At 59.6% G+C, this 12,560-nt stretch carries 14 protein-coding genes; 2 read left to right on the forward strand and 12 right to left on the reverse strand.

Annotated features, from left to right (window positions below):
* Window positions 1-14 precede the first annotated feature (14 nt).
* Window positions 15-854 (forward strand): presqualene diphosphate synthase HpnD, encoded by an 840-nt coding sequence (gene hpnD / locus B9Z40_RS09815; RefSeq protein ID WP_100173175.1) that lies wholly within the window; start codon window positions 15-17, stop codon window positions 852-854.
* On the opposite strand, the gene B9Z40_RS09820 is transcribed toward hpnD, so the two are convergent.
* A complete protein-coding gene (locus B9Z40_RS09820; protein WP_100173442.1) occupies window positions 855-1,505 on the reverse strand; it encodes a glutathione S-transferase family protein in 651 nt (216 codons plus the stop codon).
* A gap of 10 nt (window positions 1,506-1,515) precedes the next feature.
* Window positions 1,516-2,223, reverse strand: coding sequence for an HAD family hydrolase (locus B9Z40_RS09825; RefSeq protein ID WP_100173176.1), 708 nt, complete (start codon window positions 2,221-2,223; stop codon window positions 1,516-1,518).
* Between the two features lie 19 nt (window positions 2,224-2,242).
* On the opposite strand from B9Z40_RS09825, the gene hemH reads away from it, so the two are divergent.
* Entirely contained in the window at window positions 2,243-3,331 is a 1,089-nt protein-coding gene (gene hemH, locus B9Z40_RS09830; RefSeq protein WP_100173177.1) for a ferrochelatase, read from the forward strand.
* A gap of 49 nt (window positions 3,332-3,380) precedes the next feature.
* Here hemH and B9Z40_RS09835 read toward each other — a convergent pair whose 3' ends face one another.
* From B9Z40_RS09835 to B9Z40_RS09880, 10 genes are all read right to left on the reverse strand, one after another.
* Entirely contained in the window at window positions 3,381-4,247 is an 867-nt protein-coding gene (locus tag B9Z40_RS09835) for an alpha/beta fold hydrolase (protein WP_100173443.1), read from the reverse strand.
* A gap of 7 nt (window positions 4,248-4,254) precedes the next feature.
* Window positions 4,255-5,346, reverse strand: coding sequence for a branched-chain amino acid ABC transporter permease (locus B9Z40_RS09840; RefSeq protein WP_100173178.1), 1,092 nt, complete (start codon window positions 5,344-5,346; stop codon window positions 4,255-4,257).
* A gap of 10 nt (window positions 5,347-5,356) precedes the next feature.
* On the reverse strand, window positions 5,357-6,343 hold the full coding sequence (locus B9Z40_RS09845) for a branched-chain amino acid ABC transporter permease (RefSeq protein ID WP_100173179.1): 987 nt from the start codon (window positions 6,341-6,343) through the stop codon (window positions 5,357-5,359).
* Window positions 6,340-7,080 (reverse strand): ABC transporter ATP-binding protein, encoded by a 741-nt coding sequence (locus B9Z40_RS09850; protein WP_369823439.1) that lies wholly within the window; start codon window positions 7,078-7,080, stop codon window positions 6,340-6,342. Before B9Z40_RS09850 ends, B9Z40_RS09845 begins: the two co-directional genes overlap by 4 nt.
* Complete coding sequence (locus tag B9Z40_RS09855) at window positions 7,077-7,841, reverse strand: ABC transporter ATP-binding protein (protein WP_100173180.1); 765 nt, start codon at window positions 7,839-7,841, stop codon at window positions 7,077-7,079. The genes B9Z40_RS09850 and B9Z40_RS09855 overlap by 4 nt, the downstream gene beginning before the upstream one ends.
* Before the next feature lie 102 nt (window positions 7,842-7,943).
* Window positions 7,944-9,131, reverse strand: a complete 1,188-nt coding sequence (locus B9Z40_RS09860) for a substrate-binding domain-containing protein (protein WP_100173181.1) — start codon at window positions 9,129-9,131, stop codon at window positions 7,944-7,946.
* Window positions 9,132-9,335: 204 nt separating this feature from the next.
* Window positions 9,336-10,829 carry a sigma-54-dependent Fis family transcriptional regulator gene (locus B9Z40_RS09865; protein ID WP_100173182.1) on the reverse strand — a complete coding sequence of 498 codons (1,494 nt, stop codon included), beginning with the start codon at window positions 10,827-10,829 and terminating at the stop codon, window positions 9,336-9,338.
* 64 nt (window positions 10,830-10,893) lie between these two features.
* Window positions 10,894-11,691: a transporter substrate-binding domain-containing protein gene (locus B9Z40_RS09870; protein ID WP_158238075.1), complete on the reverse strand. Its 798-nt coding sequence runs from the start codon at window positions 11,689-11,691 to the stop codon at window positions 10,894-10,896.
* Window positions 11,684-11,989: a hypothetical protein gene (locus B9Z40_RS09875; protein ID WP_143473948.1), complete on the reverse strand. Its 306-nt coding sequence runs from the start codon at window positions 11,987-11,989 to the stop codon at window positions 11,684-11,686. The genes B9Z40_RS09870 and B9Z40_RS09875 overlap by 8 nt, the downstream gene beginning before the upstream one ends.
* Window positions 11,990-12,096: 107 nt before the next feature.
* The gene (locus tag B9Z40_RS09880) at window positions 12,097-12,489 is read right to left on the reverse strand and encodes a hypothetical protein (protein WP_143473949.1); all 393 of its coding nucleotides are present in this window, start codon (window positions 12,487-12,489) and stop codon (window positions 12,097-12,099) included.
* Window positions 12,490-12,560: the final 71 nt, after the last annotated feature.

Raw genomic sequence — 12,560 nt, forward strand, 5'->3', positions numbered from 1 at the left:
GAGAATCCCAGCCCATGAGCCCGCAAGACTACGTCCAACAAAAAGCCGCCGCCTCGGGCAGCAGTTTTTATTACGCCTTTTTGTTTTTGCCTCCTGAGCGGCGTGCGGCCATCACCGCCTTTTATGCGTTTTGTCGCGAGGTGGACGACGTGGTGGACGAAATCAGTGACTCCGGTGTGGCTGCCACCAAACTCGCCTGGTGGCAAAAAGAAGTGCAACAAGCCTACGCAGGCCAGCCCAGCCACCCCGTGATGCATGCCCTCATGCCCTTGGCCCCCGCCTTCGGCATCAAAAGCCGCCACCTGATGGCCGTGATCGAAGGCTGCCAGATGGACCTGAACCAGACCCGTTATCTGGACTTTGCGGGCCTGTCCAAATACTGCCACCTGGTGGCGGGCGTGGTGGGCGAAGTCGCCGCCCGCATCTTTGGCCAGACCGACGAGGCCACCACCACCTACGCCCACAAGCTGGGCCTGGCCTTTCAGATGACCAACATCATCCGCGACGTGGGCGAAGACGCCATGCGTGGTCGCATCTACTTGCCGCTGGACGAGCAACAACGCTTTGGCGTCAAGGCGCAAGACTTGATGCAACGCACCTATTCGGACAACTTCACCGCGCTGATGAAGTTCCAGACCGAACGCGCCCACGCCCTGTACGACGAAGCCCTGGCCCTGCTGCCAGCGGCCGACCGACGCGCCCAAAAACCTGGCCTCATGATGGCCAGCATCTACCGCACCCTGCTGCGAGAGATCGAGGCTTCAGGTTTTCAGGTGCTGCACCAGCGCATCGCGCTCACGCCGCTGCGCAAGCTGTGGCTGGCGTGGAAGATGCAGGCGCTGGGGCGGTTTTAATCACTTCATCGCCCGCGCTTGCGTTTGAGCAGGACGCTCCACGCACAACTTCACCCAAGCTTCTACAGCCGGGTATTGCACCAACAGCGCAGCGGATGGACGCACCCAGCTGGCCACGCTGGCCACACACACATCGGCTACGGTGAAACGGTTGGCCGCCAAGTAAGCCTCGCCTTTGGCGTTTTGCGCTTGCAAGTGTTTTTCCAGCACAGCCAAGGGCACCTTCAAGCGGCCTTCGGCCTTGTCGGCCAACTCGGGCTTGCGCTGGTCTTCGGGCATGGCCATGCGGTGCATCAGCACGGTCAGCGCATCCGCCTCCAACTCAGAGACTGTCCAAAAGCTCCATCGCAGGGCTTCGGCTTCTTCGCGGGGCGTGGCGGGCGCAATCGTTTGGCCATCGGCTTTCCCGTGAACGCGGGCAATGTAGAGGGCACAGGCCATGCTCTCCCAAACCGTGACCGCGCCTTCGGGCCGCTCGTCGATCAGGACCGGGATATGGCCATTGGGGTTGATCGCCAAAAACTCAGGGGTTCGAGTCGCCCCACCCGCGTAATGCGTCGACACAAGCTCAAACGGCACGCCCAGCTCCAGTGCCGTCCAGATGGGGCGCACGGCGCGGGATGGGCCAATGCCGTAAATCTTCAAAGTCATGTTGGTCTCCTCAGCGTTGGTAGTCAGGCCAGCTGGCGCACAGCGCATGCAAGTCTCGCACCTCCAGGTGCGGGCGGGTGTCGCCGTGGGTCCAGTCGTGGCCCTCTCGGTTGAGCCAAGCCACCTGCATGCCTGCGGCCAAAGCGCCCACGCAGTCGGCGTGCGCATCGTCGCCAATGTGCAGCACCTCATGGACTTGCACCCCAGCAGCGGCCGCACCGGCCACAAAGATACCCAGATCTGGTTTGGCCACACCCAGCGATTGAGCACTCACACTGGCCTGAAAGTGCTCACCAATGCCCACGCGGTGCACATCGGCGTTACCATTCGACAAGGCCACCACCGGGTAGCGTTGGCTCCAAAAACGCAGCGCGGGCAAAGCATCCTCGAACAAAACCACCCGCTGGCGCTCGGCAAAAAAGGCCTCAAAAGCGGGCTCGGCCAAATGCACCGGGTCACCGGCTTGCTGCAACAGGGCGCGAATCGACTGAAGGCGCAAAAACGACATGTCGTGCGCCCGATCGGCATGGCGCGCATTGATTTCGGCACGCACGGCTTGTCTGTGCGCCACATCGGCTGAAAGTGCTGCCGTACGCGGGGCATGCGCGGTCAGCCAATCGATCAGCACTTGTTCTGCGCGGTGGATGGTGGGCCAGACGGGCCACAAGGTATCGTCCAGATCGAGGGTAATGGCGCGAACGCGGGAAAGGTCAAGCATGTGAGGGAGAATACCGCACATGGCATTCAACAAAGAACCCTCCTTTCAGCACGGTCAGGCCGCCAAAACGGCCGTCTTGTATTGCAACCTGGGCACCCCCAGCGCGCCCACGGCACCAGCGCTTCGCAAGTACTTGGCCGAGTTTTTGGGCGACAGCCGCGTGGTCGAGATCCCCAAACCCATCTGGTTGCTGATCCTTCACGGCATCATTTTGCGCGTTCGCCCCAAAAAATCGGCCGCCAAATACGCCAGCATCTGGACCGAGGGCGGCTCGCCGCTCAAAGTCTTCACCGAACAACAAGCCCTATCGCTGGGCACGGCCTTGCAAGAGCGTGGCCACAGCGTGACGGTGCGCTACGCCATGCGTTACGGCCAGCCCTCCATCCCTGAGCAACTGCAAGCACTCAAGGCCGAAGGCGTGCAGCGGGTTCTGATTGTGCCCGCCTACCCACAATACAGCGGCACCACCACGGCCAGTGTGTTCGATGCGGTGTACCAATGGGGCCTGAAAACCCGGCTCATCCCAGAGATGCGCTTTGTCAACCGTTACCACGACGACCCGCGCTACATCGCTGCGCTGGCGCAAACGGTGCGCGAGCACTGGGCTGCCAACGGCCAAGCCGAACAACTGCTCATGAGTTTTCACGGCGTGCCCGAGCGCACCCTGCATCTGGGCGACCCCTACCACTGCGAGTGCATGAAAACCGGCCGCCTGCTGGCCGAAGCGCTGGGCCTTTCCAAAGACCAATACAAACTGACTTTCCAGTCGCGCTTTGGCAAAGCCAAGTGGCTCGAGCCCTACACCGAGCCCACGCTGATCGCCATGGCGCAGCAAGGCGTCAAAAAGGTCGATGTAATCTGCCCCGGCTTCACCGGTGACTGCCTGGAAACACTGGAAGAAATCCAGCAAGAGGCGCAAGAAGCGTTTTTGCACGCGGGCGGCGAAAGCTTCAGCTACATCTCCTGCCTGAACAACCACACACAGTGGATCGAGGCATTGGCCGACATCAGCCTGGGGCACATGCAGGGCTGGGACTTGTCAGCGCCCGATGCAGCGGCGCTGGCCGCCAGCCGGGCGCGGGCTTTGGCGCACGGCTCCAAAACCTGATCAGGTTATTTGTTGGAGCGAGCCCCTGCTTGCGATGATTTGCCGAAACTCAGACTTCACTCAAAAAGTCCGTCACCCATTCCAGTTGCTGCAGCACATTGAGCGCTGGCGCGTGACCGCAGCCCGGCACTTCGATGTGCTTGAGCAAACCACGGGCCCCTGGCCCACGGCGGCGCATTTCGGCCGCAGTATCAGGTAACACCAGGTCAGACTCCACCCCGCGCAGCAGCAGCACCGGCACCTGAACGGCGTCGTAATGCGACCAGATCAGGTAATCGTTGGGGTGCGCTGTGAACTGCGTCACCATGGCCGGGTCGTAGTGCGGCGTCACGCGTCCGTCTGGCAAACGGCGGGTAGACGACTCTGTCAGGCGGCGCCATTGCGCATCGCTCAGCCACCCATAAGGTTTGTAGACCTGGCGCAAAAAGGCTTCGAGTTCGGTCACCGTGGCAAAGGCCGGGGGCGTACCCGCATAGGCCTTGATGCGGTCGATGGCCGTTTGCGCCAGTTCGGGCGCGTTGTCGTTGAGCGTGAGGCTCAAGATGCGGTGCTTCAATGTCGGCTCGACCAAACCCGCCGCGCACAGCGTGCCGATCGCGCCGCCCATGGACGTGCCCACCCAATGCACAGCACGCAGCTGCAGGCCGTCCATCAGCTCGCGGGCGATGCGCGCATAAAAGGCCAGGCAATACTCCTGCTCAGGGGCACTGCTCCATTGCGACAGGCCACGGCCCACCGTGTCGGGGCAGATGACCCGGTAGCCCTGTGCGCTCAGGTGCGCGGCCAACTCGTCCATGTCGCGTCCAGTGCGGGCCAGCCCGTGCCAGGCGATCACAGTGCCTTTGTCGGCCTTGCCCCAGTCGGTGTAATGGATTTCAAGCCCGGCGCAGCGGACGTAGTTGGATGTGAAAGTCATGTCCACCTCAAGCCTGTTTCGTCGAAGCCATTGCCCGCAGCGCGGCACGCGTGCGCAAGCGCCCCACCACCCCTGTCGGAAAGTAATAGACCGACAGCACAAACAGCAAACCCAGCCAGAGCAGCCAGCGGTCAGGCGAGAGCAGTGACGACAGCAAAGGCACGGCAGCCGTGGCCTCGCTCGCCAAGCGCAGCAGGTCCTGCAAATAACTCTGCGCCAACAAAAACAGCACCGAGCCAATGGCTGCGCCATAGATGGTGCCCATGCCGCCAATGACCACAATCAGCAGCACATCCATCATGATTTCAAAGCTCAGCGAGGTGTCTGGCCCGTTGTAGCGCAGCCAAAGCGCCAGCATGGCTCCGGCCACACAAGCGTAAAGCGCAGACAACACGCTCGACAGCGTGCGGTACACCACCACGCGGTAGCCAATGGCCTCGGCGCGGAACTCGTTTTCACGGATGGCTTGCAGCACGCGACCAAAGGGCGAGTTGACGATGCGCAAGAGCGACAAGAGCATCCCCACAGCCAGCACAAACAACAGGTAGTAACAAAGCAGACGCCCATCCAGCGACACGCCGAGGAATGGCTCTTCGCCGAACTCAGTGCTGGGCAGCAGCAGCTCGGGCAGCTTGAAGCTCAGACCATCTTCACCGCCCGTGAAATCGGACAGCTGAGACGCCAAGGTTTGAAAGGCCGCCGCCACGGCCAGCGTGATCATGGCAAAAAAGATCGCCCGCACACGCAACGAAAACAGACCAATGGCCAAGGACAGCACCAGCGTGAGGCCCAGCGACAAAGCAAAACCCGCCGCCAAAGCGCCCCAGGTGGGCCCCCAAGTGTTGGACGAGATGGCGATGCCATAGGCCCCGATGCCAAAAAACAGGGTGTGCGCAAAGCTCACGATGCCGGTGTAACCCAGCAGCAGGTCAAAGCCCGCCACCAGCACCACAAAAATCAGCACCTTGGCCGCGACCGACAAGGCCTTGACGCCCGGGAACAAAAACGGTGCAAAAGCCAAACCCAGCAAGGTGAGGACCAGCAAAGCGGCCAGCAAACGGCTGCGCGGATGGTCGTTGGAAATCAAACGGTTGAACATGTCTGGACTTTCAACGATTGGCCACGGGGTAGACACCCTGGGGACGCCACAGCAGGATGCCCGCCATCAGCGCGATGTTAGAAAACAGCGCCAGCTTGGGAGCCAGAAAGCCGGTGTAGTTCGCCATCAAGCCCACCAGCAAGGCCCCGATCAGCGCCCCACCGGTCGAGCCCAGCCCGCCGATGATGATGACGATGAAGATCAGCACGTTGACCTGCGCGCCCATCTGCGGCACCACGTTTTGCTGGTACAGGCCCCACATGACACCGCCCAGCCCGGCCAGCGCGCTGCCTACCACAAACACACCCACAAACAGGCGGCGGATGCGGTAGCCCAGCGACTCGACCATCTCGCGGTCTTGCACACCCGCGCGGATGAGCAAGCCGATCTTGGTGCGGCCCAGCACCCACATTTGCGCGGCAAACACGGCCAGGCCCACGGCCACCGCCAGCAGGCGGTATTTCTCGATGGCCGCATCGCCCCAGAGCACGGCGCCGCGCATGGCTTCGGGCAAAGGCAAGGCAATCTGCAGCGGCCCCCAGATGACCTTGATGAGTTCCTCGCCAATGATCATGCCGCCCATGGTGATGAGGATTTGCTTGAGGTGCTGGCCATACACAGGCCGCACGATGAAGCGCTCAAAAGCCAAGCCCACGGCAGCGGCCACGGCCATCGCAATCAACATGGCGGGCAACACCGCCACCATGTTGCGCCACCAATCGCCCGAGCCGGTCCAGTCGCCCATGGCGCCCAACACGCTGGTGGCCACAAACGCGCCCAGCGCGATGAACAGGCCATGGCCAAAGTTCAGCACGTCCATCAGGCCAAACACCAGCGTCAGGCCCGAGGCCATGATGAAGATGATCATGCCCATGGCCAACCCTGCCACGGTCAGCGTGAGCCAGGTCGAGCCCGAGCCGATCAAGGGCCAAGCCAACAGCGCCAACACAGGCACCAGCAGCAAAGGCCGGGTATCGATGTCTTGCAGGAATTTCATAAAGCCAGTCCCAACAAGGATTGCTGCAAAGCCGTGTCTTCGGCCAGCGCCTGCATGCGGCCCGCGTGCACCACGCGGCCGTTGTCCATCACGGCCACGGTGTCGCCCAGTTGCTGAGCGAAATGGATGTTTTGTTCCACCAGCAAGATCGTCACGCCGCTGGCTTTGAGTTGCTGAAAGGCCTCGATCATGTTCTGGATGATGGCCGGGGCCAGGCCCTTGCTGGGCTCGTCGATGATCAGCAAATCACGCGGCTCCACAATGGCCCGCGAGACGGCCAGCATCTGCTTTTGCCCGCCAGACAATTTGCCCGCCGGGTGGTTCCAGAACTTCTCCACCGCAGGGAAGAGTTTGAAAATCCACTGCAAACGCGCCTCGTCCATCTGCGCCGCGTTTTGGGCGTTGCGAGCGGCCAGCAACATATTTTCTTTCACCGTCAGGTCAGAGAAGATGCCCATGTTTTCCGGCACATAAGCGATGTTTTTTTGCGCAATGGCGGGCGTGTTGAGTGCGGTGATGTCTTCACCGCCAAAAGTGATGCGCCCTTGCGAGGCTTGCCACAGGCCCATGATGGTGCGCAGCGTGGTGCTCTTGCCAGCGCCGTTGCGGCCCAGCAGCATGGTCAGCTCGCCGCGCGGCACGACCAGATCCACCCCGTGCAGGATGTGGTACGCCCCGATGTGCGTGTGTACGCCTTCGAGGGTCAGCAAATTTGTGTTCATGTTGGCTTGGTTCATGCGGCCACCTTGGCTTTGCCGAGGTATGCCTCTTGCACGATGGGCGATGCGATCACCTCGTTCGGCTCGCCATCGGCCACCAAAGCCCCGTTGTGCAGCACGATGATGCGGTCGGCCAACTCGCGCACCACATCCATCTTGTGCTCGACCAGCAAGATGGTTTTGCTCTTGTCTTTTTTCAGCTCGCGAATCAAATCGAGGATCACCGGCGCTTCGTCGTGGCTCATGCCTGCGGTGGGCTCGTCAAACATATAGACCAAGGGCTCCAGCGCCATCAACAGCGCCACTTCGAGCTTGCGTTGGTCACTGTGCGGCAAGCTGGCCACCGGGGCATCTTGCTGCGCGGTCATCGACACGGATTGCAGAATTTCCAAAGCGCGGTTCGTCAAAGCCGCGTGGTCGCTCCAGATGCTCCACAAGTTCAGACCCCGGCGGTGTGCGCCCTCCTTCGTGGCCTGCACAGCCAAGCGCACGTTCTCCAACACCGACAGGTTCGGAAACAGATTGGTCAGCTGAAACGCCCGGCCCAAGCCTGCGCGGGTGCGCGCCGAAGCACTCAGGCCCGTCAGCTCGCGCCCGTTCAGGTGCACCGTGCCCTCGGTCACAGGCAACTGCCCCGAGATCAGGTTGAAGTAAGTGGTCTTGCCTGCCCCATTGGGGCCGACGATGGCGGTCAGCGTGCCGGGTTCAAAGCGGCACGAGACCGCATTGACCGCCACATGACCGCCAAACCGCACAGTCAAGTTTTGGGTTTCAAGCATTCCATCCACCAGCAAGCAAGTAGGAGCGGCGCCCTCGCCGCGATGAGGCACTCGCAGAACAAAAATCGCCCCGAGGGCGGGGCTCCCACACCAAGAAACCGATCAACGCTTATTGCGAATCGGCACGTTCATTTCTTCGGGCTTGATCTCGCGGATCAGCTCGGGCACGCCCCAGGCAAAAGCCGGATCGACCTTGATCTTGAAGTGGTACATGCTCTGCATGGCCTGGTGGTCTTCCTTGCGGAAGGTCATCTTGCCCTTGGGCGTGTCAAAGCTCATGCCTTCCATGGCGCCGATCAGCTTGTTGGCGCTGGTGTCGCCATTGGTCTTTTTCAGTGCCGTCACCAAGGCCATGGCCGATGAGAAGCCGCCTGCGGTGAAAAAGTCTGGCGGCGTCTTGAACTGGGTGTAGTGCATCGACACCATGGCGTCGTTCACCGGGTTTTTGGGCATGCCAAAGTAATAGTAGGCCGCACCTTCCATGCCGGGGAACTGCTTGTAGGCCACCATGGCGGGCAGGATGTTGCCGCCCGTGGCGATCTCGATGCCGTAGCGCTTCAAGTCCATGTCGGCGATCTTGAAGGGGTTACCACCGGCCCAGATGATGAAGATGATCTTGCGACCGGGCTGACCTTTGAGCTTGTCGATCATGCGCTGTGCACCGGCGGTGAAGTCGGTGGTGGCGGGCGGCAGGTACTCTTCGTGCACCAGCTTGGATTTTTTCAACGCTTCCTTGAAGGCCTTCACGCCGTCACGGCCAAAAGCCGAGTCTTGGGCCATGGTGACGATGCTCACGCCCTCTTTGTCCACCGCCACAGCGTTGGCAATCGCGTCCTGGCTGCTGTTGCGGCCGGTGCGGAAAATGTATTTGTTCCATTTGTCACCGGTGATCGAGTCGGCCACGGCGGGCTCGACCAGCAGAATTTTTTTGTACTCTTCAGCCACAGGCAGCATGGCCAAGGCCACAGGCGATGCGGTGGGACCCACGGCCAGGTCCACTTTGTCGTCGCCATAAGCAGCGGCCAGCAGGTTTTTGCCCAGGTCGGGCTTGCCTTGGTCGTCTTTCTCAATCACCACAATCTTGCGGCCAGCCACTTCCATGGTGCCACCTGTGGCGTAGCTCAAACCCATCATCAAACCGGTTTGGGTCTGCTTGCCGTAGGCCTCCAGGGGGCCGGTCTTGCTGTAGATGTGGGCGATTTTGATGTCTTTGCCCTGGGACATGGCGGCGGGGGCCAAGGAAGATGCAACCGCCAAGGCGGCCAAAGAGATGAGGTGTCGACGGAACATAGGGGTCTCCTGTTGGAATGGTCATGCGCTTGTCACACAAAATGTTTGCACAAGCCGTGCCAGAAACATCCAGCACCACCCCCATCCTAAACCCTTGTCAATACTGGATATTTCCAATCAGTCAGATCAGAGACTGCAGAACTGTATTTTTAAAATACAACTCTATTGATCAATAAAAATACACATGATCAAAATAAATACACATCACGGCAAACGAAGATAAAGCTTCGCACGCGAAACGCCCAGCATTTTGGCGGCAGCCACCTTGTTGCCTTGGGTGACCTCCAATGCTTTGGCCACGGCCAAACGCTCCAAGGCCTCCACCTGTTCAGAGAGGGGTGCCAACCAGGCATTCGCATCTTGGGCCATCACAGGCAAGAGGGACTGACGTGTCGCAGGGGCCGGTGAAATTTGACTCAAGCCAGACTCGCGCAAAACCAACTCCACTTCGGACACATCCACCATGCCCGTGTCACTGCGCAGCAGCAATTGCTCTAAAACGTTGCGCAACTCACGCACATTGCCGCGCCAGTATTGCGCTGACAACAAGGCCACCGCTTGCGGGCTGAATTCGGGTTGCGGCAAATCGCTGCGCAAGGCCAGGTCTTCGGCCAGCACCTCGATCAGTGCCGGAACATCAGATGCCCGCTCACGCAAAGGGGGCAAACGCAGGGGCAAGACATTCAGGCGGTAAAACAAGTCCTCCCTGAATTGGCCCGACTGCACCAGCTTGACCAAGTCTCGCGAGGTGGCGGCGATGATGCGGGCATCAAACGGAACCAAACGGTTAGAACCCAGGGGCTCCATTTCGCCCTCTTGCAATGCGCGCAACAGCTTGGCTTGCAAACCCAAGGGCATGTCACCGATTTCGTCCAGAAACAAGGTGCCGCCATCGGCGAGTTTGAATTTGCCGTCTCGCCCCTTGCGGTCTGCACCGGTATAAGCGCCTGGTGCCACCCCAAAAAACTCGGCTTCGAGCAAAGTCTCGGGCACCGCCGCAATGTTCACGCTCACCAGCGGGCCTTTGGCTCGGGGTGAGGAAGCATGGATGGCATGGGCCAACAACTCTTTGCCTGTGCCCGTCTCACCCAGCAAAAGAACCGGACTGCTGGACTGGGCGGCCCTGCGCGCTTGGCGCTTGAGATCGACCACGACTGCGCTCGAACCAATGAAGCTGGCAAAACTGTGCCGAGCCTGGCGCAGCCCAACGCCCGAGCGACGCTGGACAGCCAAAGCGTCACGCGCTTCATCCAACTCACGCTGCATCAAGGAAAACTTCGCCAAAAACGGCTGCAAATTCGATTGCGGCTGGTCAAACAACACCACGCCCAATGCCCCGATCACCTGCCCCGCATCGTCGCGCAAAGGAAAACGGCTCACCACAAACGTGCCCGCCTTGTTGGTGAGCAAGTCGATCAAAATGGGTTTTCCGGTCTCCAACACGCGTTGCATTTGTGTGTTTTGGACCACCGAGGCCACCGGTTGCCCCACAAAGTCAGCCTCACTGGCAAAACCCAAGGCTGGTAGGTATCGGCGGTACTGGTCATTGATCCAAACCACACAGCCTGATCGATCGACCAACAACATGCCCTCGCTGGCATTTGCAAAGACATCAAACAAAGACTTGGCGGCCAAATTCAAAATGCTTTGAGCATCTTTAGGCAATAAAGGCTGATGGGAAAGTGCTGTTGACGACATTCGCCGATCTTAACGACCGCGCTCGTCGACCAACCAAATAAGCACTCCCGAATGCGTGGGCTACTTAGCCATTGGAAGCATGCGAAACCCTGGGCCGACTCACGTCGTACCCAAACCAACGCGTCGAAATGGCCCTGAAAGTGGGTTCTTTCACCAGGGTTTGAACACCCGTGGACAGTTTTTGCTCGATGTCCTTCTGTCCTTTGGGCACCGCCAAACCCACGCGAATTGGGGCGGCGAAGGGCACGCCCACTTTGAGTGGCAAGCCCGCCTTGTCAATGAAATACTCGGCGATCAGGTTTTCTTCGAGCACGGCATCGAGTTTTTTATCGGCCAAGGCACGCAGGGCGTCTTCAATCCGCTCAAACGACTGAACGGACTTACCCACTGCGCCTCGGGCTTGTTCTTCAACACCTGTGTTGGCCAATACCCCCAGCCTCTTACCCAAGAAGTCATCCAGACTCATCAAGTCGCGATCATCGTCTTCGTGCAACACAGTCACCAATTGAATCGTGGCGTAAGACTTCACAAAATCAAAATGACGGCGATTTTCGGGGGTCAGTAGCAGCTGGTTGCCAATGAAGGCAATGTCACCCGCCTTGAGCTTTTGCCGCAACTGAACAAAGGTGTCCATCACAGGCTCCAGCTCAAATCCGAGCGATACCAACAAGGCACGCACCACCTCTACATCAAAGCCGGTAGGCGCCCCATCTGGCTGGGCAAAACTGTAAGGCTGGTACCGCGAAATAAAGCCCACGCGCATTTTGGGTTTGTCCTGCGCTTGCACGCCAATCACTGCGGACAAAGCCATCAGCCCCTGAAGCCAGCGGCGGCGAGACCAGAACAGGGGCTGATCAGTCATGAAAAGCCCCCTCAAAGCAATGCCGCAGTTCATGCCCCAAGTAGTTGTAGCCGGTGACTTCGGGCGTCACCACCGTACACTCGCCTCGCTTCACGTTCCAATACGCACAGGCCATGGGCCGCGAATTGGGCCCGACCGGGATGCCGGTGATGCGTGAGCAAAAGTCGTAGCCGTCCTTGCGGGCCAAGACTTTGACTTTGGGTTCATGGATCAGACGCTGCTCCGGCGGCAAGGGCTCAAAGCGCACACGATCGACCAAGGGCGGTCTGAATCTCCGCACGATGGCGGTATCGGGCATGTCGTTGAGGTCAAGGCTTGGGGCTTGAGACGTGGTTGGCGATGGGCTTTGGCTGTACCCCATCGCGTGAAGGCTCCACAAACCTAGCCACAGCCAAACCACCCTTTTCATGTGTCTTCGCCCGCACGCATGCACAAAATGAACAAATGACCCATCTGCGAATGCGTGGTTTTGCCCGTGGTGACAATGGTGCAACTGGGTTTGGATTTAGACCAATAAGCACAGCCCTCTTGCCACACGCCAAAGCCGTCTTGGTCTTTCACTTGCTCGCAATACTGAGCCGCATCGGGCCGAACCAGCCAAGACACCACCGGCTGGGGCAGCTTGTTTTTCTCACCTTGTGGGGGCATGACGGGCGAGAAATCGAGCAAGGGGTCGGTGGTTTGTGCCATCAAGTGGCCACTCCATGACAACACCAAAGCACCCAACAAGCCGATCAAGCCCAGAGGTATGGCTTTCAAAAAAGCAAATCGCTTGCAGTCAATACCGAGTCTGGGCATGCCATTCATTAACAAAACAATTAGAGATTAATTCTAATTCCTTTTATTTAAAAAATGACAACACATCAACT

Origin of the sequence: Limnohabitans sp. 15K, from assembly GCF_002778285.1 — a bacterium.
Taxonomy (GTDB): Bacteria; Pseudomonadota; Gammaproteobacteria; order Burkholderiales; family Burkholderiaceae_C; genus Limnohabitans_A.